The sequence below is a fragment of the Mesorhizobium sp. M8A.F.Ca.ET.202.01.1.1 genome (assembly GCF_004791595.1).
Taxonomy (GTDB): domain Bacteria; phylum Pseudomonadota; class Alphaproteobacteria; order Rhizobiales; family Rhizobiaceae; genus Mesorhizobium.
In genome coordinates this window covers 36,559-61,940 of the sequence record NZ_SRUN01000013.1, presented here as the reverse complement: position 1 = coordinate 61,940, position 25,382 = coordinate 36,559, and the positions used below count along the sequence as shown (strand labels likewise).

The window sequence follows — 25,382 nt, the reverse complement described above, 5'->3', positions numbered from 1 at the left end:
TTTGGCCTCCTTCCGTTGCCGCCGGCATCGGCGGCGCGTACATCTAGATGTCGTGCTTGCGAATGTTCTTCAGCATCTTCTGCAGCGTCGCGATGAGGGCGGCATATTCGGCATCGTCGACATCGTCGAACATCGCCTCGAACGCGTCATGCATGGCGGGCCAGGCGCGGGTGAACTCGGCGCGACCTTCGTCGGTCAGGAACACGTGGCGGATCCGGCTGTCGCTCACGCCCTGCTCACGCCGCACGAACCCTTGCCCCTCCAGCGTGTCCAACGTGCGGCTCAAGGTCGACTGCTCGATCACCGTATAGACCGAGAGGTCGTTGACAGTGACGCCGTCGGTGACCGACAGCACGGCCAACGTGCGCACCTGCGAAATGGTCAGGCCCTGCTTGCGAAAATCGTCACGCAAGGTGGCGTTGTAGCGGCCCATGATGCGGTTCATCAGATAGGGCGCGAATTGCTGCAGGCCGATCTGGCCGAGGGTCGAAATGCGCTGACGTTTTTCGGCGACTTTCTGTTCCATCACAGCTTCCCCGCCAGCAGGAAACCGGAGCCGCCGCCGAGGCCAGCACCGGGATGGGTCGAGGCGCCGATATGATAGAGGCCCTTGATGCCGGTCTGGTGGTTGCGGCTGGTCTTGAACGGCCGCCACAGGAAGGCTTGGTCTATGGTCGAGGAACCGCCATAAGGGTCGCCGCCGACCAGATTGATGTTTATCGCTTCGAGATCGGCCGGAGAATAGGCGCGGCGCGCGATCACGCTGTCCTTGAAGCCGTCGATATGGCTGGCGAGGACCGCTTCGGCGCGATCGGCATAGGCCTCGCGCAGGGCATCGGTCCATTGCCCGTCAGCGGGCGCCTGCAGCTTGCCGGCGGCGTCGCCCTTGATGTGGCGGGGCGCCTCGGGCAGTTGCAGCCACAGGATCGCCTTGCCTTCCGGGCAGCGTGACGGGTCGAGCGCATGCGGCTGGCCGACACAGATGGTCGGCACCTCGGGGAGCATGCCGCGCGCCGCCTCGTTGCAGGCTTTCGAGACACCATCCAGTCCGGGCGTCAGATGCAGCAGCGCCACCTTGTCCAGGCCTTCGCCGCGCCAGGACGGCGGCTTGTCGAGGGCGTAGTGGATCTGGAAATTGCCTTTGCCGTAGCGGTATTTCTTCGTCGCCTCGGCATCGGCTTTGGGAGCATCCGTGCCGAGCAGGCGGCCATAGAGCTGTGTCGGCGTAACCGAGCAGATAACGCTCTTCTTCGCATGGACGGTCTCGCCCGAAGCCAGGCGCACGCCGGTGGCGCGGCCGCCGGCCAGGAGGATGGAGGCAACGTCCGCTTCGGTGGAGATGACGCCGCCGCGCTCCTTGATGAGCGCCTCGAAAGCAGACAGCAGGTTCTGCGCCCCGCCCTTGACGATCGGCGCGCCGGCCGCCTCCAGCGCGAAGGCGATCACCTTGGCGATCTGGCCGGAAAAGGCGTCTTCCGGGCCAAGCCCGGCATGCAGCACCCACGGCGCCCAGAGCGCGCGGACGGTCTCGGACTGGTAGCCGCTTTCCAGCCAGCCGCGCGCCGGCACCAGCGCATCGCCAAGGAAGGCGGCAAGACCACGCGGGCTCCGCCGCCAGGCGTCGCCCGCCAGCAGCTTCGCGGTCGGATAAGACCACAGGCTGCCGCCGAGCAGGCCGAACAGCAGGCCGGCATTGCCTTCGATGCCGCCGACATCTTCCGCGTGGCGGTCACCGTCGCCGGCCGCGATCGCGTTGAGCGCGGCGATGTTGGCGGCGCGGTCGGTGCTGAGCACCGCATGGCTGCCGTCCGGGCGAAGCACGCCGGTCGGCGTGCCGGTATGGCAGAATTCCAGCCCGTGCCGGGCGAGGTCGGCGCCAAGTGCGGCGAAGGCCGGCGAGGTGATGAACAGCACGAAGGTCGTTGCCATCACATCATGGATGAAGCCAGGCGCGGTGATCTCCTCGGTGCGCATGCAGCCGCCAATGCGGTCGTTGCGCTCCAGCACGAGCACCTTGGCGCCCTTGCCGCCAAGCATCGCCGCGCAAACCAGCGCGTTGATGCCGCTGCCGACAATGATGTGGTCGGGCGCTTTCATTGGGAAGTTCCTGCAGGCAGTGGGCAGGCTTGCGAGGTCAGCGCTCTACGGCGCCCCCCTCTGTCCTGCCGGACATCTCCCCCACGAGGGGGGAGATCGACTGCCATCTCGGCTTTCGTCAATTTTCTACGTCGCAAGAAGGGAGCCGTCGCGGAAGCTGCCGATCTCCCCCCAAGTGGGGGAGATGCCCGGCAGGGCAGAGGGGGGCGCCGTAGAGCGCTAACGCCGCCATCCTGCCTCCCTATCGCCTCACCAAGCTGCATGATCTTCTCCCGAAGACCCACCTCGCTCTATTTTCCAACCACCAGCGCCAGGGCGCGGATCGGACTGCCGGTGCCGTGCTCGATCTTGAGCGGTGCCGCGATCAGGATCGCGCCTTTCGGCGGCAACTGGTCGAGGTTGCAGAGGCTGGCCAGGCCGTAGCGGTTGGCCTTGTGCATCAGCGTGTGCGCCGGGAATGGCGGCTCCATGCCGCCCGCCTTGCCGGCATCGGTGCCTATCGTCTCCGAGCCCCAGCCCTTGATGTCCTTGCTGATCAGGAACTGGATGGCTTCGGCCGTCGGGCCGGGCGTGTGCGGGCCGGTCTCGTTGGCGTTAAGGAACTCGGCTTCCGAGCCGTTGCGCTTGTACCAGTCGGTGCGCATCACCACCCACTCGCCGGCGTTGATCGCGCCATGCTTGGCTTCCCATGCCTTGATGTGGTCGACGGTGAGCAGGAAATCATGGTCGGCGGCGGCCTCCTTCGAACAGTCGATGACATTGACCGGGCCGATGAAGTTCTGCGCCGGAATGGTGTCGGTGGCGCCGTCCGGATAATCCTTGCCGCTGATCCAATGCTGCGGGGCGTCGAAATGGGTGCCGGAATGCTCACCGAGCTTCAGCCAGTTCCACGCCCACCATGGGCCGTTCTTGTCGTAGCGGGAGATCGAATGGATCTCGACCTTCGGCGTATCGACGGCAAGTTCCGGCGGCAGCTTGATCAGTGGTGTATCCGGCCCGAGCGGCGCCGTCAGGTCGACCACCTTGATGGCGCCGGAAAGGAGTTGGCCGGCGACTTCGCCGAGAAGTTTTTGGGTGTCCATGGTCTCTGTTCCCTCTTGTCTGACATGATCAAGGCTCGTCTCGGCCCTTAATATCCTACTAGACGAAAACATATGCATCTGCAATTATCTTTAAGCATAAAGGAAATGGGAACGGGGCGTGAGCGAGTTCGACGCCATCTTTGTCGGGGCGGGCCACAACAGTCTGGCATGCGCCGCGCATCTGGCGCTCAAGGGCTGGAAAACCGGGGTTTTCGAGCGCAGCGCAACGATCGGCGGCGCGGTGCAAACCCGCGAATTCACGCTTCCGGGCTTCCGTCATGATTTCGGCGCGATGAATCTGAGCCTGTTCGCCGGCTCCGCCTTCCACCGGAAATATGCAAATGAATTGAAAGCGCAGGGGCTGGAATTCGCGCCGGCCGCCGATTGTTTCGCCAGCGCCTTTCCGGATGGGCGCTGGTTCGGGGTCAGCAACGATCTGGAAAAGACCGCCAGCCGCGTTGCCGCCTTTTCAGCCGCCGATGCCGCGACATGGCGCAGGCTGGTTGCCGCCTTCCCGGCCGAAGCCGGGCATTTGTTCAAGCTGCTGGGCTCGCCGATGAGCGCCCGTGCGCTTGCGGGCACCGCATGGAACCTGTGGCGCAAGAAAGGTGTTTCCGGCGCGCTCGATACCGGCCGGCTGCTGTTGTCCTCGCCGCGCGCCTGGCTGGAGGAGACTTTCGAGTCTCCTCATATCAGGGCGACGCTCGCCACCTGGGGCATGCATCTCGACTTCGCGCCCGACATCGCCGGCGGCGCCGTGTTTCCCTATCTGGAATCGATGGCCAACCAGAGCTTCGGCATGGTGCTGGGCAAGGGCGGAGCCGATACGATCATCCGGGCCTTGGCCGGCATGGTCACATCCGCCGGCGGCAGGATCATTACCAGCGCCGACGTTGCCGAGATCACTGTCTCCGGCGGCAAGGCGACGGGCGTGCGGCTCTCTTCCGGCGAAACGCATACGGCGACCAAGGCGGTCATTGCAGGCGTCGCGCCCAAGGCGCTGACCGGCAAGCTGCTGCCTGGCGGTTCCGGCAACGCCGGCTTCGACACGGCGATGCAGAAATTCCGGCACGCGCCGGGCACGATGATGATCCACCTGGCGCTGGACGATCTGCCGGACTGGCGCGCCGGGGCAGAGTTGCGCCAGTTCGCCTATGTGCATCTGTCCCCCTCGCTCGACCAGATGTCGCGCACCTATCAGCAGGCGATGGCAGGCATGCTGCCGGACGAACCGGTGCTGGTCGTCGGCCAGCCGACCGCCATCGACCCATCGCGGGCGCCGCAGGGCAAGCATGTTCTGTGGATACAGGTGCGCATGCTGCCCGCCGAAATCGCGGGCGACGCCGCGGCCAAGATCGCGCCAGCACATTGGGACCAGGTCAAGGAAGCCTATGCCGAGCGCGTGCTCGACATTATCGAAACCTACGCGCCCGGCCTGCGCGCAAAGATCCTTGGCCGCGCGGTGTTCTCGCCGATCGATCTCGAGCGTGAGAACCCGAACCTCGTCGGCGGTGACCAGGTCTGCGGCAGCCACCATCTGGCGCAGAATTTCCTGTTCCGCCCGGCGCGCGGCCATGCCGGCTGGAACACGCCGGTCGCCAACCTGCATCTCACCGGCGCCGCGACATGGCCGGGCGCCGGCACCGGTGCCGCCTCGGGCTTCATGCTCGCGCAACAGCTTGGCGGGAGGTAGGCCAGACGATTTTATGGAGGCGACGAGAGGCAAGGCGCTGCTGCCGACGAAGCCCGAACCAATGAACTGAAGACGCTGCGCGAAGACAAATAAACCAACAAGGGGAACGACCATGACAATCAACAGACGCGAATTACTGGGATACAGTGCCGCGGCACTTGGCGTGGCCGCCGTCGGCCTGCCAAAGATTGCCCAGGCCGCCGGCGAACTGACCATCGCCTACAATGTCAACCTGCCGTCCTGGGATCCGACCACCGGACCGTCGGCCGTCAACCCGACCATCCAGGGCCTCTACCAATCGGTGTTCGACCAATTCATCCCGCAGAAGCCGGACCTGTCCTTCGCGCCTGGCCTGCTGACCGAATGGGGCTGGAACGACGACCGCACCAAGATCATGATGACGGTGCGCGAAGGCGTGAAATGGCATGACGGCTCACCCTTCACACCGGAAGACGTCGTCTGGTCGCTGCAGCGTGCGGGCGACGAAAAGACCGGCAACCCGATCCAGTTCGTCTGGAAGAACGTCAACAATTTCAAGATCGACGGCAACAAGATCACTGGCGACGTCGTGCAGTTCGATCCAGTCTATTTCAAGTGGATGTCGTTCCTGACCGGCTACATCATGCCCAAGGCCTATTACGAGAAGGTCGGCGCCGAAGGCTTCGAGAAGGCGCCGATCGGCACCGGCCCCTACATGGTGGAAAAATTCGAGCGCAACGCTTTCCTGCGGCTGAAGGCCAATCCCGACTATTGGGGCGGCAAGCCGGCCTTCGAGAATGTGACGATCAAGTTCGTCACCGATGCGGCAAGCCGGGTGGCCGAGATCGAATCCGGTTCCTCGCAGGTGACGCTCGAAATCCCTTATGAGGAGTATGACCGGCTGATCGCCAAGGACGGGCTTGCCGGCTCGATCAAGAATGTTTCCGACATCGGCATGATCTTCTTCAACGACATCGAAGCGATGCTGGACAAGAACGTGCGCCAGGCAGCCGTCATGGCGGTGGACAAGGAGCTTCTGGTCAAGCGGCTGCTGCGCGGCTATGGCCAGCCGATCGCCACGCTCGAAACGCCGGAATACGCGGCCTTCGATGCCTCGATCAAGGTGGAGCACAATCCTGAGAAGGCCAAGGAACTGCTGGCCGCCTCAGGCTATTCGCCGGAAAAGCCGGTCAAGTTCACCATCCAGACGACCAAGGGCTTCAAGCCCAAGGACTATGAGATGATCCAGGCGATCGTCGGAATGTGGCGCAAGGTCGGCATCGAGGCGACGATCGAGGTCTATGAGATCGCCAAGCACTACGAGCTGCGCGCCGCCGACAAGCTCGCGCCCGCGGCCTTCTACAATTGGGGCAACGCCATTGGCGATCCGACCACCTCGACCGGCTTTGCCATGTATGGGCCGAGCCCGCATTCGGTCTGGGACAGCCAGGACCTGATCGACATGATCAACCCGCTGTGGGGAGAAAAAGACGAGGCCAAGCGCATCGCCGGCTGGAAGGCGGTCGACAAATACATCGCCGAGCAGGCCTATGTGCTGCCGCTGATGCAGTACGCGCAGCCGATCGTGCATGCCAAGGGCGTCAAAGTCGTCCAGCACATCTCAGGCGCGCTGCTGCCGGCCTTGATGACCCCGGCCTGATATCGGCCTGGAATTGCCGCGCGCCGTCGCCAACGACGGCGCGCATTTCCATCGGGCATACGAGCCCACGGGCTCCTGCAAAGATTTACATGCTCCTGCAACGATTCCTGATTCGTCTGCTGACGATGTTGATCACGCTGTTCGGCGTGGCCGTCGTCGTCTTTGTCGTCATCCGCGTCGCGCCCGGCGATCCGATCGCCATGATGCTGCCGCCCGGCGCCACCAATGACGACATCGCCCGACTGCGCGCGCTGTACGGGCTCGACAAGACGATCGTACAGCAGTTCTTCATCTGGCTGTCCGGTGTCGCCAGGGGCGATTTCGGAACCTCGATCTCGCTGCGGCAAGACGTGCTCGGCCTCGTCTTCAACCGGCTGCCGGCCACGCTGGAACTTGCCATCGTCGCTCTCGTCATGGCGGTGGCGATCGGCGGCACGACGGCGATACTCGGCGCGCGCGAACGCGGCACGGCGGTCGAGGCCGGCATCGATATTGCGAGCGGCGCCGCCCTTTCCATCCCCGACTTCCTCTGGGGCCTGGTGCTGATCCTGCTGTTCGGCGTGCTGGTGCCGATCTTCGACATTTCGGGCCGCGTGTCGCCGCAACTCGACCTGCCCTTCGTGACGCAGTTCTATTTCTTCGAGAGCCTGCTGCGACTGCGCTTCGACCTGACCTGGGATCTCTTGAAGCACATGCTGATGCCGGCCGTGGCTTTGGCGCTGCCGCTGGCGGCGATCATCTCGCAGCTTCTCAAACAGTCGCTGAAGGAAGTGCTCGACTTCGACTATGTCGTGCTGGCACGGGTCAAGGGCTTTTCGGAAACGCAGGTCATCCTGCGCGAGGCGCTGAAGAACGCCGCGCTGCCGACGCTGACCCTGATCGGCGTGCAATTCACCTTCCTCATCGGCGGCACGGTCATCGTCGAGCGGCTGTTCTCCTATGAGGGGCTCGGCAACATGGCGATCGATGCCGTCATCAACCGCGACCTGCCGCTGATCCAGGGCATCGTGCTGGTGTTCGCGCTGCTGTTCGTGCTGATCAACCTCGTCGTCGACATGATGTATGCGCTGCTCAATCCGAGGCTTCGCCATGGATGACGCCCGCATCGTCAGGCGCCGATTAAGCCCGAGGCTGTGGCTTGCCGGCGGCTGGCTGCTGCTGGCACTGCTGGCCGCGATTTTCGCGCCGCTGGTGGCGCCGCAGGATCCGCTGGCGCAGGATTTGATGCTGGAGCGTCTGCCGCCGTTCTGGCTCGATGGCGCCGAGCCTGGCTATTGGCTTGGCACCGACAGCCTCGGCCGCGACCTGCTCTCGCGCCTGATTTTTGGTGGCCGCATCGCCTTCATCGTTGCTTTCGCGTCGGCCATCGCCGCCTGCGCCGTCGGTTCGATGCTGGGACTGATCGCGGGCTATTTCGGCGGCTGGGCGGATCGCATCATCTCGCGCATCGTTGACATCTGGATGGCGTTCCCGCCGGTGCTTTTCGCCATTCTGCTGGTCGCCGTGCTCGGTACCGGCTTGAGCTCCGTCATTCTCGCCATCGCCATCATCGACTGGACGCGCTTCTGCCGGGTCATCCGCGCCGAAGCCATGGGCCAGTCGCGCATGGACTATGTCGAGAATGCCCGCATCGCCGGCTATGGCCGCATCGGCATCATGCTGCGCGAGGTGCTGCCCAACGTGGTGCCGTCGATCGTTGCGCTGCTGTCGCTGGAAATGGGCATCGCCGTCATCGTCGAGGCGATCCTGTCCTTCGTCAATCTGTCGATCTCGACCGACGACCCGACCTGGGGCGGCATCATCGCCGAAGGCCGGCTGTCGATCCATCAAGCCTGGTGGGTGCTGGTGTTTCCGCTGATCACGCTGATCCTCACTGTGCTGTCGTTCAGCCAGTTCGGCGAAGCACTGAAGACGCGTTTCGATCCGGTGCTGCGATGAGTGCCTGTCTCGATATCGCCAATCTGAGCGCGGTGCTGGCCAACGGCCAGCGCGTGCTGCGCTCTGTTTCGCTCACCGTGCAACCCGGCGAGGTGCGCGCGCTGGTCGGCGAAAGCGGCGCCGGCAAGACGATGATCGGCAAGGCGGTGCTGGGCGTCCTGCCGTCGAGCGTGCGCATCGTCGAAGGCGACATGAGGCTCGAGGGCGAAGACCTCGGCAAACTCCAGCCCAAGGCGCGGCGCACGCTGATCGGCGCACGCACGGCGCTGATCCCGCAGGACCCGCTGACCGCGCTCAACCCCTCGCGCCGCATCGGTCCGCAGATGACCGACCGGCTGGTGCGCATCCTGGGTTGGAGCGGCGACAAGGCGGACAAGCGTGTCAGGCAATTGCTGGACGAGGTACAGATCCGCGACCCGGACCGGGTGCTGAAGAGCTATCCGCACGAACTGTCCGGCGGCATGCGCCAACGCGTGCTGATTGCCGCCGCCTTTGCCGCCGAGCCACGGCTGATCGTCGCCGACGAGCCGACCACGGCGCTCGATGTCACCGTGCAGAAGCAGATCCTTCGGCTGATCGCCGCGTTGCAGCGCGAGCACGGCACCGCGATCCTGTTCGTCACCCATGATCTTGGCGTCGTCGCCAAGATCAGCCAGAAAGTGTCGGTGCTCTATGCCGGCAAGGTGGTGGAAGAGGCCGAGACCGCTGATCTCTTCGCGGCACCCCGGCATCCGTACACCCGGGCGCTGATGGCTGCGACGCCACGCTACACCGACCCCTTCGCCTCGCTGAAGCCGGTGGACGAGACGGTTCTGGCCGGACTTGCCGCCGAGATCGCGGCAGCCGACCAGGCATGGAGGCGCCCGCATGGCTGAGCCGCTGTTTTCCGTGCGCGGGCTGAAGGTCGCGCTGCCCGACATGACGCGCAAGCCGCTTATCGGCCGCGCGCCGCTGGCCGAAATTCTGAAAGGCCTGGATTTCGACCTGCCAAAGGGCTCTGTCACCGGCATCGTCGGTGAATCCGGATCCGGAAAATCGACGCTTGGTCGCGCTTTGGTCCGGCTGCTGGAGCCGAGTGCCGGCAGCATCCGTTTCGAGGGCCGTGACATCACCCAACTGCCGGAGGCGGCACTGCGGCCGCTGCGCCGCGACCTGCAGATGATCTTCCAGGATCCGATGTCATCGCTCAACCCGCGCCGCACCATTGCCAGCATCATCGCCGCACCGCTGAAGCAGAACGGGCTTGGCGACAATCTGAAATCCCGCGTCGCAGAGGCACTGCAACGCGTCGGCCTGCCGCAGAGCTTCGCCAGCCGCTACCGGCACCAGCTGTCGGGCGGCCAGCGCCAGCGCGTCGGCATTGCGCGCGCGCTGGCGCTGTCGCCGAAATTCTTGCTGGCCGACGAGATCGTCTCCGGGCTCGACGTCTCGACACAGGCGCAGATCCTGACCTTGCTGGAGAAGCTCGCGGCGGAGATGGGCCTGACGGTCGCCTTCATCAGCCACGACCTGTCGGTCATCCGGCGGCTCTGCCAACAGGTGATCGTCATGCGCGAGGGCAGCATCGTCGAGCAGAGCGCCACGGATGCGCTGTTCGACAATCCCAGGGAGACTTACACGCGAGACCTGCTTGCCGCCATTCCGCTTCCCGAGATCGACGCGGACTGGCTGCGGCCGCCCGCGAAGGCGCCGGCATAAGACTTTTCATCCCGCACGCCGAAGAGCGGGCCTCGGACGTGCATGGGGGCGAAATCAGCCCGCGAACGGAGGGTAACATGAACTACGCAACCCGCGGCACGATGCTCGCCGCGATCCTGCTCGGATCGATGGGAGCGGCGGCGGCGGATTCGATCCCCGGCATGCGCGGACACGACCATACCGGCATCACGGTTCCCGACATGAAGCAGGCGGTCGATTTCTTCACCGAAGTCGTGGGCTGCAAGAAGGCGATGTCGTTCGGACCGTTCGCCGACGACAAGGGCACCTTCATGCAGGACGTGCTGGGCGTCGATCCGAAGGCGGTCATCGAGCAGATCACCATGGTCCGGTGCGGTAGCGGATCGAACATCGAGCTGTTCAAATACACCGCGCCCGACCAGAAGGACCTGACACCGAAGAACAGCGACATTGGCGGCTTCCACATCGCCTTCTACGTCGACGACGTTGCCGCGGCGAAAGCCTATCTCGACGGCAAGGGCGTGAAGACACGGATGGGGCCGCTGCCGGTCAAGGAAGGGCCCGCCGCCGGCCAGACCATCCTCTATTTCCAGGCACCCTGGGGCTTGCAACTGGAAGCGATCAGCTATCCCAACGGCATGGCCTATGAGAAGGGTGCCGAGACCGTGCTGTGGAGCCCGAAGAACCCGGAGAAATGATCTCCCGCGGCGCGCTTGCAGGGACGTCACGCAAGCGCGCCACGCAATCCCCGCCTAATCATTTCGACATAAAACTTTAAGCTTGAAATATCTTACCTCCGGCGCGATACTGAGGCACAGCAAGCGAAGAGGAGATCGCACAGATGAAGGTTGCGGTTCTCGGCGGCGGACCAGCCGGCCTCTACTTTGCCATTTCGATGAAACTGAGGGACGCCGCGCACGACGTGACGGTGTTCGAGCGCAATCGCGCCGACGACACGTTCGGCTGGGGCGTCGTGCTGTCGGCCGAGACGCTCGATAATCTTGCTGAGAATGATCCCGTCAGCGCCGTCTGGATCAAGAAGCATTTCGCCTATTGGGACGACATCGCCGTCATCCATGACGGCGTGCGCACGGTCTCGTCGGGCCACGGCTTCTGCGGCATCGGCCGCAAGCGCCTGCTGGTGCTCTTGCAGCGGCGCGCGCGCGAACTCGGCGTCAAGCTGATGTTCGAAACCGACATCGCCGACCCCCGCCCCTATATGGAGACGCATGACCTGGTCGTCGCCGCCGACGGGCTGAACTCCAGGGCGCGCAATACCTTCGTCGACATTTTCAAGCCCGACATCGACACCCGCAAATGCAAGTTCGTCTGGCTTGGCACCAACCAGAAATTCGACGACGCCTTCACCTTCATCTTCGAAAAGACCGAGCATGGCTGGGTGTGGGCGCACGCCTACCAGTTCGACAGCGAGACCGCGACCTTCATTGTCGAATGCAGCGAACAGACCTGGGCCGCCTTCGGCTTCGGCGCGATGTCGCAGCAGGAGTCCATCGCGGTCTGCGAGCGCATCTTCGCCAAACATCTTGGCGGCCATGCGCTGATGACCAACGCCAACCACATCAGGGGCTCGGCCTGGATCAATTTCCCGCGCGTGCTGTGCGAGCGCTGGTCCTACAAGAATCTGGCGCTGATGGGCGACGCCGCGGCCTCGGCGCATTTCTCGATCGGCTCCGGCACCAAACTCGCCCTGGAAAGCGCGGTGGCGCTGGCCGACTATGTCGAGACCGAACCGGACCTCGAGGCCGCGTTCCGCAAATATGAGGACGCTCGCCGCACCGAGGTGCTGAAGCTGCAATCGGCGGCGCGCAATTCTCTGGAATGGTTCGAGGAGGTCGAGCGCTATCTCGGTCTCGATCCAGTGCAGTTCAACTATTCGCTCTTGACCCGTTCGCAACGCATCAGCCACGAGAATTTGCGGCTGCGCGATGCCGAATGGCTGGGCGGCGCAGAAGAGTGGTTTCAGCGCCAGGCTGGTGCCGGCGGCAACAGGCTGCGCCGGGCGCCGATGTTCGCCCCCTTCAAGCTGCGCGACATGGTTCTCAACAACCGCGTCGTCGTTTCGCCGATGGCGCAGTACAAGGCCGTCGACGGCTGCCCAACCGATTGGCATTTCACCCATTATGCCGAGCGCGCCAAGGGCGGCGCCGGGCTTGTCTATATCGAGATGACCTGCGTCAGCCCGGAAGGGCGGATCACGCCTGGCTGCCCCGGCTTCTACGCGCCCGAACATGAGGTGGCGTGGAGGCGGCTGGTCGATTTCGTCCATACCGAAACCGAAGCGAAGATCTGCGCCCAGATCGGCCATTCCGGCGCCAAGGGTTCGACCCGTGTCGGCTGGGAAGGCACTGACGTGCCGCTGGACTCGGGTAACTGGCCTGTCATGGCGGCATCGGCCGTCGCGTGGTCGCCGCAGAATCAGGTGCCGAAGGCGATGGATCGCGCCGACATGGATTTGGTGCGCGACCAGTTCGTGGCCTCCGCCAAAATGGCCGATCGCTGCGGCTTCGACATGCTGGAGATCCATGCGGCGCACGGCTATCTCCTGTCGTCGTTCATCACGCCGGTCACCAACGGGCGCACTGACGCCTATGGCGGTTCGCTGGAAAACCGCATGCGCTATCCCCTCGAGATCTTCCGTGCGGTGCGCGCCGCCTGGCCGACGGGAAAACCGATCTCGGTGCGCATTTCGGCCAATGACTGGGTCGGGATCGAAGGCGTGACGCCGGCCGACGCCGTCGAGATCGCGCGCATGCTGCATGAGGCGGGCGTCGACATATGCGACGTCTCGGCCGGCCAGACCTCGATTGCTGCCAAGCCGGTCTATGGCCGCATGTTCCAGACGCCGTTTTCGGACCGCATCCGCAACGAGGTCGGCATGGCGACGATGGCGGTCGGCAACATCTACGAACCGGATCATGTCAATTCGATCCTGATGGCCGGCCGCGCCGATCTGGTGGCGCTGGCACGGCCGCATCTCGCGGATCCCTACTGGACGCTGCATGCGGCGGTGACGCTCGGCGACCGTGGCGTTAAATGGCCGGATCCCTATCTGCCCGGACGCGACCAAATCTACCGGCTGGCTGAGCGCGAAGCGGCGGCGGGGCTGAAAGTATGACAGCGGCGGCCACGATTCCCGGCAAGCACGCGCTGGTCACCGGCGGCGGATCCGGCGTCGGCCGGGCCATCGCGCTGGCGTTAGCCGAGGCTGGTGTCGACGTGACCATATGTGGGCGTCGCGAAGCTGAACTCGCGAAGGTTGCCAGCGAAAACGACCGCATCCATGGCATTGCCGCCGACGTCACCAATGAGGCGGCGATGGCCGCGCTCTACACACAGGCCGAGGCCGCGCGCGGACCGTTCGACATCGTCGTCGCCAATGCCGGCATGGCCGGCAGCACGCCGGCGCACAAGACGACGCTTGCCGACTGGCAGCGGACGCTCGACGTCAATTTGACCGGAGCCTTCCTGACGGTGAAGCCGGCGCTGGCCGGCATGGCCGCGCGCAAGGCAGGCCGCATCGTCTTCATCGCCTCGACCGCCGGTCTGAAAGGCTACGCCTATGTCGCGCCCTATGTAGCGGCCAAGCATGGCGTCGTCGGTCTGATGCGGGCGCTTGCCGCCGAGACGGCGAAATCCGGCGTCACCGTCAATGCGGTGTGTCCTGGCTTCGTCGAGACCGACATGCTGGAGGAGTCCATCCAGCGCATCGTCGAAAAGACCGGACGCTCGGCTGACGAGGCACGGGCGAGCCTGGCCTCGACCAATCCGCAGGGCCGTTTCATCCAGCCTCAGGAAGTAGCCGCCGCCGTGCTCTGGCTGTGCGGCAATGCTGCGGCGTCGATCACCGGACAGGCGATTTCGATCTCGGGAGGTGAAACATGGTAGCCGGCCCCCTGCCCGTGCCATCGGGACCCGGCAAGGACCGGCTGCGTCTTTGGATCAGGCTGCTGCGCGCCTCGCGCACGATCGAGGCCGAGTTGCGCGAGCGGCTGAAGAAGGAATTCGATACGACGCTGCCGCGCTTCGACGTCATGGCAGCACTCTACCGGGCGCCGGAAGGCATGCTGATGAGCGACCTCTCGCGCTTCCTGCTGGTCTCCAACGGCAATGTCACCGGCATCGTCGACCGTCTGGTTTCCGAAGGACTGGTGGCGCGTGCACGCCGCAATGGCGACCGCCGCACCTCGATGGTGCGGTTGACCGAGGAGGGCACCAAGTCCTTTGCCACCATCGCCGCCGCGCATGAGGGCTGGATCGGTGAATTGCTGGGCAAGGTCAGCGAGGAGGATGCCCGCCGGCTGACCGGCATGCTGACCTCGTTCCGCAGCAACTGGGAGGGACGCGAATGACTGCAATGGCCGGCCGCAAGCCGAAGCATTTCCTGTGGGAGGTCGAGGGCCGGATCGCCAAGGTCCGGCTCGACCGGCCTGAGCGCAAGAACCCGCTGACCTTCGACAGCTATGCCGAGTTGCGCGACACGTTCCGCGATCTTGTCTATGCCGACGATGTCGACGCCGTGGTGTTCCTGTCCAATGGCGGCAATTTCTGCTCCGGCGGCGATGTCCACGACATCATCGGTCCGCTGGTCAAGATGGACATGAAGCAGCTCCTCGCCTTCACCCGCATGACCGGCGATTTCGTCAAGGCGATGCTGAATTGCGGCAAGCCGATCATCGCGGCGGTTGACGGTGTCGCGGTCGGCGCCGGCGCCATCATCGCCATGAGTTCCGACATCCGCATCGCCACGCCGGAGGCCAAGACCGCCTTCCTGTTCACACGCGTGGGCTTGGCCGGCTGCGACATGGGCGCCTGCGCGATCCTGCCGCGCATCATCGGCCAGGGCCGCGCCGCCGAACTGCTCTACACCGGCCGAACCATGACGGCGGCGGAAGGCGAGCGCTGGGGCTTCTACAACAGGCTGGTCGATGCGGCGGCTCTCGAGGCCGATGCGCTGGAGATGGCGGCCCGCATCGTCTCGGGCCCGACCTTCGCCCACGGCATCACCAAGACGCAGCTCAACCAGGAATGGTCGATGGGCCTCGACCAGGCGATCGAGGCGGAAGCGCAGGCGCAGGCGATCTGCATGCAGACCCGCGATTTCGAGCGGGCGTATCGGGCTTTTGTGGCCAAGGAAAAGCCGGTGTTCGAGGGGAATTGAGGATGTTTTCTTCGCCAGAGAAGGACATGCCGGCGGGACAGCGCCCCTCTCTGTCCTGCCGGACATCTCCCCCACTTGGGGGGAGATTGGCTGTCATCACCGCTTTCGCCAATTTTCAACGTCGCAAGGACGAGCGGGGCGTCGAAACCGCCAATCTCCCCCCTTGTGGGGGAGATGTCCGGCAGGACAGAGGGGGGCGCCGTAGAGCGCAAACCTCGCAGAGCTGCGGAGGCAGACATGCCTGACCGCTCTTTCCTCGCCTGGCCGTTCTTCGAAGATCGCCATCGCGAGCTCGCAGAACACCTCGACGCCTGGTGCGCCAAGAACCTCCCCGTCGATCATCGTGACATCGACGCTGCCTGCCGCGAGCTGGTGGCCATGCTTGGCCGCGATGGCTGGCTGAAGCCGACGGCTGTCGACACTGACAATCCGGGCCCGCTCGACGTGCGTTCCTTGTGCATCACGCGCGAGACGCTGGCGCGCCATGACGGGCTGGCCGATTTCGCTTTCGCCATGCAGGGGCTCGGCACCGGTGCGCTCAGCCTGTTCGGAACGGCTGACCAACGGCAATGGCTGGCTAAGACGCGCGCCGGCAAGGCGATCTCCGCCTTCGCCCTGTCGGAGCCGCGCTCCGGATCCGATGTCGCCAACACGGAAATGACGGCGACCCGCCATGGCGACAACTATGTTCTCACCGGCGAAAAAACCTGGATTTCGAATGGCGGCATCGCCGATTTCTATGTCGTCTTTGCCCGCACCGGCGAAGCGCCGGGCGCCAAGGGCCTCTCGGCCTTCATCGTGCCGGGCGATGCCAAGGGCCTCGACATTGCCGAGCGGCTGGAAGTGATTGCGCCGCATCCGCTGGCGCGTTTGTCGTTCGACGAGGTTCGTGTTCCCACCTCGGCGCTGATCGGCAGGCCGGGCGACGGCTTTCGCATCGCCATGTCGGTGCTCGACGTGTTCCGCTCGACGGTCGGTGCGGCAGCGCTCGGCTTTGCCCGCCGGGCGCTCGATGAAAGCATCAACAGAGTGGCCGAGCGCAAGCTGTTCGGCGCGCCGATGGCCGAGTTGCAGATGGTGCAGGGCCATATCGCCGACATGGCCCTCGACGTCGATGCGGCGGCGCTGCTGGTCTACCGCGCCGCCTGGACCAAGGACATGGGCGCCGCCCGCGTCACCCGAGAGGCGGCGATGGCCAAGCTGTTCGCCACAGACAAGGCGCAGGAGGTGATCGACAAAGCGGTGCAACTGCATGGCGGCGACGGTGTCCGCAAAGGCCACATCGTCGAGAGCCTGTATCGCGAAATCCGCGCGCTGCGCATCTATGAGGGCGCTTCGGACGTGCAGAAGGTGGTGATCGCGCGGCAAGTGATGGGCGCGGCCTGAACGGGTCGTGACCACGGACTGAATTGTTTTCGACACGGATATTGCGGACCCGATATTGGATAGCGGAGAGACGACATGCACGAGATCCTGCAGCCGGAAGGCTGGGCAAAACCCGTCGGCTACGCCAACGGCGTGGCGGCGCGCGGCAAGCTCGTCTTCGTCGGCGGCCAGGTCGGCTGGAACGGGCAATGCCAGTTCGAGACCGACGATTTCGCCGGCCAGGTGCGGCAGACCCTCCAGAACATCGTCGCGGTGCTGGCCGAGGCCGGCGCGGAGCCACGGCACATCACCTCGATGACCTGGTATTTCACCGACAAGGCCGAATATCTCGGCAATCTCAAGGGGATTGGCGAGGCCTATCGCGAAGTGATCGGCCGGCATTTTCCGGCAATGGCCGCCATGCAGGTGGTGGCGCTGGTGGAGGACCGCGCCAAGGTGGAGATCCAGGCCACCGCCGTTATTCCGGAATAACCGCCATCGCTTCGTCATCCTGGGGCGAAGCAAGGAGCGCAGCGACGCGGCGCAGACCCCAGGATCCATGCCGGGACTCCAAAGCGTCGCCGCAGTCCAGAATTTTGATCCGCTGCATTCCACGATTGAAGTCGCGGCATGGATCCCAGGGTCTCCGCGACGGAGCTTCGCTCCTGCTTCGCCCAGGGATGACGACGTTGGGAAAGCTTCGGCTAATTCCGAATGCTCACCACCGCTATTCGCGAAGGCCGGCTTGCCTGAGCAGCGGCAGCACGTGGTCGCAGAAGTAAGGCAGCTCCTGAGTGTAGTTGACGAAGGACAGGGCGATGCCCTGATAGCCGTGCGCGGCAATGGCGGCCATGTCGGCGGCAATCGTTTGCGGCGTTCCAACCAGCGGATAGGTGCCGGCGCCGCCGGCAAAACGCTGCCGGTATGCGTCATAGGCATGCGGGTCATGGGATTGCGAGAATTCCTTCTTGCCGGCCATATGCGCATCGACCGCCTCGTGATCCGCCAGATCGACGGCATAGCGCCTGTAATAGGCCTGCGCCTCTTCCATGGTCGGGCGGCAGACGACATGTGCCACGGTGTAGACGCCGACCTCCCGGCCAACCTTGTCGGCCCGCTCGCTGATGTCGGCGACATGCTTGCCGGCGTCGGCCATTTCGGAGAAGGTCGTAAACAGATAATCGCATCTGGCGGCGGCGAAATCGCGGCCCGGGCCGCCGAAAGCGGCGTTCATGGTCACCGGGCGCGGAAGCTGCAGGCTGGCCGGCCGGCTGACCGCCTCCTTGAGGTGATAATAGGTGCCTTGATACTCGAGCGGCTCCGCCGACGCGTAGAGCTTCTCCAGAATTTCGATCCATTCGGCCGCCTGGTCGTAACCCTTCTCGACCAGCGGTGTGCCGAACATGCCGAATTCCTTCGGGTTCCAGCCGCAGACGATGTTCAAACCGGCACGGCCCTGGCTGATGTGGTCGACGGTCGCCAGCGCCTTGGCGGCATAGAGCGGGTGCACAAGCGGCACGTGCACGGTCATGAACAGGCCGATACGGTCGGTGGCCACGCTGAGCGCCGCCGCCCAGGTGAAGGTCTCGAACGACGATTCACGCACCTTGTTGCGGCCGCCAAAGCCACGCCAGCGTGCGATCGGCAACATGAACTCCAGCCCGGCGCGGTCGGCGATCTGGGCGGCCGTCAGATTGTCCTGCCAGCTCGCCGTCCAGCGCTCCGGCACATCCGATATGGCAAGACCGCCATCGGCGTTGGTCGAGAAGACGCCAAGCTTGAGTTTGTTGGAGCCGTGCAACGGATGTGCTTCGATCATCTCGGGAACTCGCGGGCGGGAGGCCGTAGGCTAGGCCCGCGCGAAAATATTTCAAGCCTGAAATAGCTTCGCGTCGCACTGGTTTGCCGATATGAACTTGGTGGGATGAGAGAAGGGATCGGCATGAACGAGTTCCGCCAGAAATGCATCGGCAAGACCAGCCTCGTCGGGTCCTTCTGCGCCATTCCGCATCCCGTCGCGGTCGAGGTGATGGCGCTGTCCGGCCTCGACTTCCTCTGCATCGACTGGGAGCACGCGCAGATCTCGCGCGACATCGTCGAAACGATGATACGCGCCGCCGATGTCCACCGTGTGCCGGCGATGGTGCGCGTTCCCGGCCATGCGCCCGAAGCCATCCAGGCGGCATTGGACAGCGGCGCGCAAGGCGTGCTGGTGCCACGCGTCTCGACACCGGCCCAAGCTGCGATGGCGGTGACGGCATCGCGTTATCCGCCGCTGGGCGAGCGCGGCGTCGGACCCGGCCGCGCAGCCGGTTATGGCTATCGCATTCCAGAATACCTGGCCGGCGCCAATGACAGGATCGTCGTGGCGGTCCAGGTCGAAACCGCCGAGGGGTTGGCCAACATCGAGGCGATCGCCGATGTCGACGGCGTCGACGTGATCTTCGTCGGCCCCGGCGATCTCTCCGTGTCGATCGATGCGATCGGACCGAAGGGCGCCGACAAGCTCGCGGCTGCGATCTGCAGGATCATCGGCGTGACGATCGCGCACGGCAAGGCCTCCGGCATATTTTGCGCCAGCCCGCAAACCGTCGGCCAATGGGCAGCCGTCGGCGCCAGCTTTTTCGTCCTGGCCAGCGACACGATGTTTCTCGGTGCGGGCGGCGCGGCCAATTATGCCGCCGCCCGGGCGGAACTGGCGCGGGAAGACCCGCGCTAGCGCCCAGTCGAGCAGCAAGCCGGGAAACTTTTTTAAGCTTAAAACTTTTACCTTGAAAAGCGCCGCACTTTGGATAAGCATTCAAGATCGATGGAGACTGTCGGGCTGGAGGGTTTCCGGGCAGCTCATCGCGGGTGCTCCGGGTGGGAGGGGTTTCAGTCCTTTGTCGTTTGTGCTGCCCCAGTCATCGTCCAGCGCGCGCTGTGCTTTCGATCGCGTCCGCGCCCGGATCCGCGACCTGCATACCGAGACCAACCTTGCCGTGCCTGCGCGTGAAGGCGACCGCGACCAGATCGCGGCCACGGCCGAGCGCATGGTCGCCACATGAATTGACGCCCCGCTGGGAGGCGGGACGGCAAGAAACCGTGCGGGGCAGCCCGCTCGATCAACAACCAGAGGGAACACCCCAGAGGGACCACCAATGAAGCTCAACCGTCGCAATCTCATCCTTTTCGCCGCGGCAATCGGCATCGCCGCTGGACCGGCAACCGCCTTCGCCGCCGATGTGCTCAATGTCGGCGCCTACCCGACCAATCCGCCCTTCGAATACAAGAACGAGAGCGGCACCTTCGAAGGTTTTGAGGTCGACATCGTCAACGAGGCGGCCAAGCGCGTCGGCATGACAACCGACATCGCCGACCTCGGCTTCCAGGCACTGTTCGCCGCGACCACCTCGAAGCGTATCGACGTCGCCATCTCGTCGATCACGATCACGCCGGAGCGGCTGAAGTCGCAGTCCTTCACCCAGCCCTATTATGATTCCGACATGGGCATCGCCACCAAGACCGACAGCGCGGTCAACGCCGAGGCAGACCTCAAGGGCAAGATCGTTGGCGTGCTCTCCGGCTCGACCGGCGAGACCTGGGTCAAGGCGCACCAGGAAGCCGACGGCTTCAGCGACGTGAAGGGCTATGACACGCAGCAGAACCTGCTGCTCGACCTCAGCGCCGGCCGCATCGACGCCGCCGTCAGCGACATTCCCGGCATGGAATATTCCTTCACCAAGATGAAGGACCTGAAGGTCAAGCAGCGCATCAAGACCGGCGAGCAGTACGGCCTGATGATGACAAAGGATCATCCGCTGCTCGGCAAGCTCAACGACGCGCTGACGGCGATGAAGAAGGACGGCACGCTGGCCGCGATCCACAAGAAGTGGTTCGGCAGCGACGCCCCGGCCGATTCCTCGACCGTCAAGGAAATGCCGCTGCCCAAGGCCTGAGCTGCGGCCGACAGGACGGAAGGCGTGCCGGCTCCAAAAAGGGTCGGCACGTCCCGTTTTCACGCATAACCTTCCCGGGACCAGCATCCGTTCGGCAGAGCCGATCTTGATGTTCCGGGTCGGGCTCTGGCGTCAGATGACGCAACACCGTTCGGGAATGCTCTGATGTCGCTGATCGACACTTTCTTCAACGCCGACGTCATCGCGTCGAGCCTGCCGGCACTGCTGCGCGGCTTTCTGAACACGCTGCTGCTTGGCCTGCTCAGCATCGGTATCGGCATTCCCATCGGCCTGGTGATCAGCCTGTTGCGGCTCTACGCACCGAAGCCGCTGCGCTGGCTGGCGGTCGGCTACACCGACATCTTTCGCGCCTTGCCGGTCCTCGTCGTGCTGATCCTGATCTACTACGCGCTGCCGTTCCTCGGCATACGCCTGTCGTCCTGGGCGTCGGCAGTGACCGCGTTCGCCATCATCATGTCGGCCTATTCGGCCGAAGTGTTTCGCTCCGGCATAGAGAGCATTCCGCGCGGCCAGTTCGAGGCCTCGCAGGCGCTTGGCCTGCCGTTCCTTTTGACCTTGCGCAAGGTGGTGCTGCCGCAGGCGGTGCGCGTCGTCATCCCGCCGATGACCAGCAACTGCGTCTCGATGTTCAAGGACACTTCGCTGGCCTCCACCGTGGCCCTGCCGGAACTGCTCAAGGAAGCGACCAACGCACAGTCGCTCTACGCCAACCCCTCGCCGCTGATCGGCGCCGCACTGGTCTATCTCATCTTCCTTTGGCCGATGGTTCGTCTCGTCAGCCTGCTTGAAGCCCGCTTCAAGGACGAGAAGGCCCGCTAGCCACCTACCACCCCGCAAGCACTTCGCAGGAGATACAATTGAGCAATCCCCAGGCCACTGGCGGCTTCCCCGTCGACACCATCCGCGCCATGTTCCCCGCCCTGCAGCGAGCCGGCGATTTCATCTTCATGGACAATGCCGCCGGGGCACAGATTCCGCAGAGCGTGCTCGACGCGGTGACCAACCACCTGGTCTCGCACAATGTGCAGCGCGGCGGCCGCTATGGCCGCAGCGTCACCGTCGATCAGTCGGTCGCCGATGCTCGGACAAGCGTCGCCCTGCTGATCAATGCCACCAACCCGGCGGAAATCTGCTTCGGCATGAACGCCACCTCCTTCATCCGCCTGGTCAGCCTCGGCATCGGCCAGATGCTTTCCGAGCGTGATGAGATCGTCGTCACCGACATGGACCATGATGCCAACATCGCCACCTGGCTGGCGCTGGAATCCGCCGGCGCCAAGTTCAAATGGTGGCGCATGCGCGAGGATGGCAATCTGCATGTCGACGATCTCAAGCCATTGGTTTCGGACCGCACTCGGCTGGTCGCCTGCACGGTGACGGCGCACTCGATCGGCTCGATCGTCGATGTCGCCTCGGTCGCTGACATCGCGCATAGGGTTGGCGCCGAAGTGTTCCTCGATTGCGTGCATTACGGACCGCACGGGCTGATCGACGTGCAGGCCTGGGATTGCGATTATCTCGTTTGTTCCGGCTACAAGAATTTCTCGCCGCATATGGGTTTCCTCTGGGGCCGCTTCGAGACGCTGAAACGCCTGCCGACCTTCCGCGAGGATTTCATCCCGGACGAGCCGCCCTACAAGGTCGAGGCCGGCACATTCATCTACGAGAACGTGTCGGGCATGGATGCCGCCGTGCAGTATCTTGAACTGATCGGCCGCAATCTCGCCCCCTCCAACAACCGCTCGCGGCGCGACAACATCGTCGCCGGCATGGGCGCCATCCGCGACTATGAGTTGCTGCTGGCGCGCGAGATGATGGGCGTGCTGAAGGCCTGCGGCGCGACCATCTACGGTGTCGCCGACGAGGCCCGCCTCAACGAGCGCGTGCCGACCTTCTGCTTCAACATCGGCAAGCTGTCGCCGCAGCGCATCGTCGAGGAAATGGCCGATATGCAGATCGGCATCCGCGACGGCCATATGTATGCGCCCCGCCTGATGAAACGCCTCAACCTGTCGATGGACAGCGGCGCCATCCGCGCCTCGCTGGTGCACTACAACACGGTCGAGGAGATCCACAAATTCGGCGAGGCGCTGCGCGCTATCATCGCCAAGCTGTCGTAGCCGGATGGGCCGTGCCTGACCTCCGGTCAGGCCGCCTTCTTCTTCGCCAGCCTCGCCTTGATGCTTGCCACGTCGGCGCGCGGCGTGGCGGCAAACAGCGTCCTGGTGTAGCTGTGCTTGGGGTCCGAAAAGACCTCGTCGCGCGAGCCGTATTCGACGGCCTCGCCGAAATACATCACCATCACATCGTCGGCGATGTAGCGCACCACCGACAGGTCGTGGCTGATGAAGACATAGGTCAGCTGGAACTCGTCCTGCAGGTCGGCGAGCAGGTTGAGCACCTGCGCCTGAACCGAGAGGTCAAGCGCCGAAACCGGCTCGTCCAGCACCAGCAGGCTGGGGTTCAGCATCAGCGCGCGGGCGATGGCGATGCGTTGGCGCTGACCGCCCGAGAACATGTGCGGATAGCGGTTGTAGTGTTCGTGGCCGAGGCCGACCTTCTTCAGCATCTTCATGGCGAGGTCGCGCCGTTCGGCCGCTGGCTTGTCGGTGTTGATGAGCAGCGGCTCGCCCAGCACGTCGCCGATCTTCTGGCGCGGATTGAGCGATCCGTAGGGATTCTGGAAGACGATCTGCACCTTGCGGCGCATTTCCTTGGTCAATCCGCCTTTGGCGATATCGACCTTGTTGCCGTCGATGAACAGCTCGCCCGACGTCGCGGGATCGATCAAGGTGATGATGCGGGCGAGCGTGGACTTGCCACAGCCGCTTTCGCCGACGATGGCGAGCGTCTTGCCCTTGTCCACGGTGAAGGAGACGCCCTTGACCGCATGCACGGTGCGCGGCCCGGTGAACAGGCCACCGCCGATATGATAGTCGCGAACGATGTTCTTGCCTTCGAGGACCGTGGTGCTCATGCGGAGGCTCCCGCTACCGAGGGGGCAGGCTCGAACAGCATGTCGGAAACGGTCGGCAGCCGGTCGCCGACGGCATTTTCCGGCAACGCCGAGAGCAGCGCGCGCGTGTAATTGCTCTTGGGCGATTCAAACAGCGACAACACGTCGGCCTCTTCCATCTTGCGGCCCTTGTACTGGACGATGACGCGGTCGGCGGTCTCGGCCACCACGCCCATATTGTGGGTGATCATGATCAGGCCCATGCCGTATTTGGCCTGCAGCGAGACGAGCAGATCGAGGATCTGCTTCTGGATGGTGACGTCCAGCGCGGTCGTCGGCTCGTCGGCGATCAAAAGCTTCGGATTGCAGGCAATCGCGATCGCGATCATGACGCGCTGGCACTGGCCGCCCGACATCTGGTGCGGAAACGAACTCAGCCGTTCTTCCGGATCGGCAATGCCGACCAGCTTCATCAGCTCGATGGCGCGTGCCCGGCGCTGGGCACGATCCATGCCCATGTGGAAACGCAGCACCTCCTCGATCTGGAAACCGACCGTGAAGCACGGGTTGAGGCTGGCGATCGGCTCCTGGAAGATCATAGAAATGTCCTTGCCGACGATCTTGCGGCGTTCGGACGGGCTGAGCTTCAACAGGTCGACGCCGTCGAAGGCCATGCGGTCGGCCTTGACCGTCGCGGTGTTGGGCAACAGCCCCATGACCGCCAGCATCGACACCGACTTGCCGGAACCGGACTCGCCGACGATCGCCAGCACCTCACGCGGCTCGATCGAAAGGTCGATGCCTTGCACGGCCATGAACGGCCCGGCGGCGGTGTCGAAGGAAACGGTGAGGTTCTTGATCTCGAGCAGCGACATGCTCACGACCTCTTCAGCTTGGGGTCGAGGGCGTCGCGCAGGCCGTCGCCGATCAGGTTGATGGCAAAGACGGTGATCAGAATGGCAAGGCCGGGGAAGGTCACCACCCACCAGGCGCGCAGGATGAATTCGCGCGCTTCGGCGAGCATCGTGCCCCATTCGGGTGTCGGCGGCTGCGCGCCCATGCCGAGGAAGCCAAGGGCGGCGGCCTCGAGGATGGCGTTGGAGAAGGACAGCGTCGCCTGCACGATCAGCGGGGCGATGCAGTTGGGCAGGATGGTGACCAGCATCAGCCTGAGATGGCTGGCGCCGGCGACCTTGGCCGAGACCACATATTCGCGGGTCTTTTCCGCCATCACCGCGGCACGGGTGAGCCGGGCGAAATGCGGCTGCAGCACGAAGGCGATGGCGATCATGGCGTTGACGAGGCCGGGGCCGAGCACCGCGACCAGCACCAGCGCCAACAGCAGCGATGGGAAGGCCAGGATGATGTCCATGATGCGCATGATCAGCGTGTCGACCCAGCCACGGCAGTAGCCGGCGAGCAGGCCGAGGATGACGCCGGAGATCAGCGCCGTGGTGACGACGACGAAACCGATGGCGAGCGAAAAGCGCGAGCCATAGATCAGGCGCGACAGCATATCGCGGCCGACGGCGTCGGTGCCGAGCAGGAACTGCGCGTTGCCGCCCGCCTGCCAGGCCGGCGGCGTCAGGAAGAAGTCGCGGAACTGATCGTCAGGCGAATGCGGTGCGAGCAGCGGCGCGAAGATGGCGATCAGGATCAGCAGGGCGAAGACGAAGAGACCGATCACAGCGCCCTTGTTGATCGAGAAATAGTGCCAGAACTCGGCGAACATCTGCAGCCGGGCATCCTGCGGCTTGACGACGGTCGCGGCTTCGATGGTGGCTGGGCCTTCATTGG

Annotated in this window: 25 protein-coding genes; 18 read left to right on the top strand and 7 right to left on the bottom strand. The window is 64.3% G+C overall.

What is annotated here, in order from left to right; genetic code table 11:
* Positions 1–43: 43 nt before the first annotated feature.
* From EN845_RS25470 to EN845_RS25455, 3 genes are all read right to left on the bottom strand, one after another.
* Positions 44–526: a MarR family transcriptional regulator gene (locus EN845_RS25470; RefSeq protein ID WP_127275953.1), complete on the bottom strand. Its 483-nt coding sequence runs from the start codon at positions 524–526 to the stop codon at positions 44–46.
* Positions 526–2,097, bottom strand: a complete 1,572-nt coding sequence (locus EN845_RS25465; protein ID WP_127870703.1) for an NAD(P)/FAD-dependent oxidoreductase — start codon at positions 2,095–2,097, stop codon at positions 526–528. Before EN845_RS25465 ends, EN845_RS25470 begins: the two co-directional genes overlap by 1 nt.
* A gap of 290 nt (positions 2,098–2,387) precedes the next feature.
* Positions 2,388–3,179 carry a cyclase family protein gene (locus EN845_RS25455; protein ID WP_127275955.1) on the bottom strand — a complete coding sequence of 264 codons (792 nt, stop codon included), beginning with the start codon at positions 3,177–3,179 and terminating at the stop codon, positions 2,388–2,390.
* 118 nt (positions 3,180–3,297) lie between these two features.
* On the opposite strand from EN845_RS25455, the gene EN845_RS25450 reads away from it, so the two are divergent.
* From EN845_RS25450 to EN845_RS25385, 13 genes are all read left to right on the top strand, one after another.
* Complete coding sequence (locus tag EN845_RS25450; RefSeq protein WP_127870702.1) at positions 3,298–4,872, top strand: NAD(P)/FAD-dependent oxidoreductase; 1,575 nt, start codon at positions 3,298–3,300, stop codon at positions 4,870–4,872.
* A 112-nt stretch (positions 4,873–4,984) separates the two neighbouring features.
* Complete coding sequence (locus EN845_RS25445) at positions 4,985–6,511, top strand: ABC transporter substrate-binding protein (protein WP_127275957.1); 1,527 nt, start codon at positions 4,985–4,987, stop codon at positions 6,509–6,511.
* An 89-nt stretch (positions 6,512–6,600) separates the two neighbouring features.
* Positions 6,601–7,608 carry an ABC transporter permease gene (locus EN845_RS25440; RefSeq protein ID WP_127870701.1) on the top strand — a complete coding sequence of 336 codons (1,008 nt, stop codon included), beginning with the start codon at positions 6,601–6,603 and terminating at the stop codon, positions 7,606–7,608.
* Positions 7,601–8,449 carry an ABC transporter permease gene (locus tag EN845_RS25435; RefSeq protein WP_127870700.1) on the top strand — a complete coding sequence of 283 codons (849 nt, stop codon included), beginning with the start codon at positions 7,601–7,603 and terminating at the stop codon, positions 8,447–8,449. Before EN845_RS25440 ends, EN845_RS25435 begins: the two co-directional genes overlap by 8 nt.
* Entirely contained in the window at positions 8,446–9,324 is an 879-nt protein-coding gene (locus EN845_RS25430) for an ABC transporter ATP-binding protein (protein WP_127275959.1), read from the top strand. The genes EN845_RS25435 and EN845_RS25430 overlap by 4 nt, the downstream gene beginning before the upstream one ends.
* Entirely contained in the window at positions 9,317–10,147 is an 831-nt protein-coding gene (locus tag EN845_RS25425; RefSeq protein WP_127870699.1) for an ATP-binding cassette domain-containing protein, read from the top strand. The genes EN845_RS25430 and EN845_RS25425 overlap by 8 nt, the downstream gene beginning before the upstream one ends.
* Before the next feature lie 77 nt (positions 10,148–10,224).
* Positions 10,225–10,824: a VOC family protein gene (locus EN845_RS25420; RefSeq protein WP_127275961.1), complete on the top strand. Its 600-nt coding sequence runs from the start codon at positions 10,225–10,227 to the stop codon at positions 10,822–10,824.
* A 143-nt stretch (positions 10,825–10,967) separates the two neighbouring features.
* A complete protein-coding gene (locus tag EN845_RS25415; protein WP_127275962.1) occupies positions 10,968–13,262 on the top strand; it encodes a bifunctional salicylyl-CoA 5-hydroxylase/oxidoreductase in 2,295 nt (764 codons plus the stop codon).
* Positions 13,259–14,032, top strand: coding sequence for an SDR family NAD(P)-dependent oxidoreductase (locus tag EN845_RS25410; protein WP_127275963.1), 774 nt, complete (start codon positions 13,259–13,261; stop codon positions 14,030–14,032). Before EN845_RS25415 ends, EN845_RS25410 begins: the two co-directional genes overlap by 4 nt.
* Positions 14,026–14,496: a MarR family transcriptional regulator gene (locus EN845_RS25405; RefSeq protein ID WP_127275964.1), complete on the top strand. Its 471-nt coding sequence runs from the start codon at positions 14,026–14,028 to the stop codon at positions 14,494–14,496. The genes EN845_RS25410 and EN845_RS25405 overlap by 7 nt, the downstream gene beginning before the upstream one ends.
* Positions 14,493–15,305, top strand: coding sequence for an enoyl-CoA hydratase family protein (locus tag EN845_RS25400; protein WP_127275965.1), 813 nt, complete (start codon positions 14,493–14,495; stop codon positions 15,303–15,305). Before EN845_RS25405 ends, EN845_RS25400 begins: the two co-directional genes overlap by 4 nt.
* Positions 15,306–15,542: 237 nt before the next feature.
* Positions 15,543–16,691, top strand: a complete 1,149-nt coding sequence (locus EN845_RS25390) for an acyl-CoA dehydrogenase family protein (RefSeq protein WP_127870813.1) — start codon at positions 15,543–15,545, stop codon at positions 16,689–16,691.
* Between the two features lie 75 nt (positions 16,692–16,766).
* Entirely contained in the window at positions 16,767–17,162 is a 396-nt protein-coding gene (locus EN845_RS25385) for a RidA family protein (RefSeq protein WP_127275967.1), read from the top strand.
* Between the two features lie 235 nt (positions 17,163–17,397).
* Here the strand turns inward: EN845_RS25385 and EN845_RS25380 are convergent, their stop codons facing one another.
* Complete coding sequence (locus EN845_RS25380; protein ID WP_127870698.1) at positions 17,398–18,489, bottom strand: LLM class flavin-dependent oxidoreductase; 1,092 nt, start codon at positions 18,487–18,489, stop codon at positions 17,398–17,400.
* Positions 18,490–18,612: 123 nt separating this feature from the next.
* On the opposite strand from EN845_RS25380, the gene EN845_RS25375 reads away from it, so the two are divergent.
* The 5 genes from EN845_RS25375 to EN845_RS25355 all read left to right on the top strand — a co-directional run bounded on the left by EN845_RS25375 (position 18,613) and on the right by EN845_RS25355 (position 22,749).
* On the top strand, positions 18,613–19,389 hold the full coding sequence (locus EN845_RS25375) for an HpcH/HpaI aldolase/citrate lyase family protein (protein ID WP_127870697.1): 777 nt from the start codon (positions 18,613–18,615) through the stop codon (positions 19,387–19,389).
* A 163-nt stretch (positions 19,390–19,552) separates the two neighbouring features.
* Complete coding sequence (locus tag EN845_RS25370) at positions 19,553–19,717, top strand: hypothetical protein (RefSeq protein ID WP_167531461.1); 165 nt, start codon at positions 19,553–19,555, stop codon at positions 19,715–19,717.
* 93 nt (positions 19,718–19,810) lie between these two features.
* Positions 19,811–20,608 (top strand): ABC transporter substrate-binding protein, encoded by a 798-nt coding sequence (locus tag EN845_RS25365; RefSeq protein WP_127870696.1) that lies wholly within the window; start codon positions 19,811–19,813, stop codon positions 20,606–20,608.
* Positions 20,609–20,773: 165 nt separating this feature from the next.
* Positions 20,774–21,448, top strand: coding sequence for an amino acid ABC transporter permease (locus tag EN845_RS25360; protein ID WP_127870695.1), 675 nt, complete (start codon positions 20,774–20,776; stop codon positions 21,446–21,448).
* 38 nt (positions 21,449–21,486) lie between these two features.
* Positions 21,487–22,749 carry a cysteine desulfurase-like protein gene (locus EN845_RS25355; RefSeq protein WP_167531463.1) on the top strand — a complete coding sequence of 421 codons (1,263 nt, stop codon included), beginning with the start codon at positions 21,487–21,489 and terminating at the stop codon, positions 22,747–22,749.
* A 26-nt stretch (positions 22,750–22,775) separates the two neighbouring features.
* Here the strand turns inward: EN845_RS25355 and EN845_RS25350 are convergent, their stop codons facing one another.
* The 3 genes from EN845_RS25350 to EN845_RS25340 are packed head-to-tail and all read right to left on the bottom strand — an operon-like array spanning position 22,776 to position 25,317.
* Positions 22,776–23,606, bottom strand: coding sequence for a dipeptide ABC transporter ATP-binding protein (locus tag EN845_RS25350; protein ID WP_127278113.1), 831 nt, complete (start codon positions 23,604–23,606; stop codon positions 22,776–22,778).
* Positions 23,603–24,460: an ABC transporter ATP-binding protein gene (locus EN845_RS25345; protein WP_127278114.1), complete on the bottom strand. Its 858-nt coding sequence runs from the start codon at positions 24,458–24,460 to the stop codon at positions 23,603–23,605. Before EN845_RS25345 ends, EN845_RS25350 begins: the two co-directional genes overlap by 4 nt.
* A gap of 2 nt (positions 24,461–24,462) precedes the next feature.
* Complete coding sequence (locus EN845_RS25340) at positions 24,463–25,317, bottom strand: ABC transporter permease subunit (RefSeq protein ID WP_174361976.1); 855 nt, start codon at positions 25,315–25,317, stop codon at positions 24,463–24,465.
* Positions 25,318–25,382 lie beyond the last annotated feature (65 nt).

Excerpts from the sequence above, each read along its gene's own strand:
- EN845_RS25360 (WP_127870695.1), top strand. The coding sequence starts at position 20,774 with ATGTCGCTGATCGACACTTTCTTCAACGCCGACGTCATCGCGTCGAGC.
- EN845_RS25420 (WP_127275961.1), top strand. The coding sequence starts at position 10,225 with ATGAACTACGCAACCCGCGGCACGATGCTCGCCGCGATCCTGCTCGGA.
- EN845_RS25340 (WP_174361976.1), bottom strand. The coding sequence starts at position 25,317 with ATGTTCGCCGAGTTCTGGCACTATTTCTCGATCAACAAGGGCGCTGTG.
- EN845_RS25385 (WP_127275967.1), top strand. The coding sequence starts at position 16,767 with ATGCACGAGATCCTGCAGCCGGAAGGCTGGGCAAAACCCGTCGGCTAC.
- EN845_RS25345 (WP_127278114.1), bottom strand. The coding sequence starts at position 24,460 with ATGTCGCTGCTCGAGATCAAGAACCTCACCGTTTCCTTCGACACCGCC.
- EN845_RS25380 (WP_127870698.1), bottom strand. The coding sequence starts at position 18,489 with ATGATCGAAGCACATCCGTTGCACGGCTCCAACAAACTCAAGCTTGGC.
- EN845_RS25465 (WP_127870703.1), bottom strand. The coding sequence starts at position 2,097 with ATGAAAGCGCCCGACCACATCATTGTCGGCAGCGGCATCAACGCGCTG.
- EN845_RS25410 (WP_127275963.1), top strand. The coding sequence starts at position 13,259 with ATGACAGCGGCGGCCACGATTCCCGGCAAGCACGCGCTGGTCACCGGC.
- EN845_RS25455 (WP_127275955.1), bottom strand. The coding sequence starts at position 3,179 with ATGGACACCCAAAAACTTCTCGGCGAAGTCGCCGGCCAACTCCTTTCC.
- EN845_RS25365 (WP_127870696.1), top strand. The coding sequence starts at position 19,811 with ATGAAGCTCAACCGTCGCAATCTCATCCTTTTCGCCGCGGCAATCGGC.
- EN845_RS25445 (WP_127275957.1), top strand. The coding sequence starts at position 4,985 with ATGACAATCAACAGACGCGAATTACTGGGATACAGTGCCGCGGCACTT.
- EN845_RS25435 (WP_127870700.1), top strand. The coding sequence starts at position 7,601 with ATGGATGACGCCCGCATCGTCAGGCGCCGATTAAGCCCGAGGCTGTGG.
- EN845_RS25430 (WP_127275959.1), top strand. The coding sequence starts at position 8,446 with ATGAGTGCCTGTCTCGATATCGCCAATCTGAGCGCGGTGCTGGCCAAC.
- EN845_RS25390 (WP_127870813.1), top strand. The coding sequence starts at position 15,543 with ATGCCTGACCGCTCTTTCCTCGCCTGGCCGTTCTTCGAAGATCGCCAT.
- EN845_RS25350 (WP_127278113.1), bottom strand. The coding sequence starts at position 23,606 with ATGAGCACCACGGTCCTCGAAGGCAAGAACATCGTTCGCGACTATCAT.
- EN845_RS25400 (WP_127275965.1), top strand. The coding sequence starts at position 14,493 with ATGACTGCAATGGCCGGCCGCAAGCCGAAGCATTTCCTGTGGGAGGTC.
- EN845_RS25470 (WP_127275953.1), bottom strand. The coding sequence starts at position 526 with ATGGAACAGAAAGTCGCCGAAAAACGTCAGCGCATTTCGACCCTCGGC.
- EN845_RS25440 (WP_127870701.1), top strand. The coding sequence starts at position 6,601 with ATGCTCCTGCAACGATTCCTGATTCGTCTGCTGACGATGTTGATCACG.
- EN845_RS25375 (WP_127870697.1), top strand. The coding sequence starts at position 18,613 with ATGAACGAGTTCCGCCAGAAATGCATCGGCAAGACCAGCCTCGTCGGG.
- EN845_RS25425 (WP_127870699.1), top strand. The coding sequence starts at position 9,317 with ATGGCTGAGCCGCTGTTTTCCGTGCGCGGGCTGAAGGTCGCGCTGCCC.
- EN845_RS25415 (WP_127275962.1), top strand. The coding sequence starts at position 10,968 with ATGAAGGTTGCGGTTCTCGGCGGCGGACCAGCCGGCCTCTACTTTGCC.
- EN845_RS25405 (WP_127275964.1), top strand. The coding sequence starts at position 14,026 with ATGGTAGCCGGCCCCCTGCCCGTGCCATCGGGACCCGGCAAGGACCGG.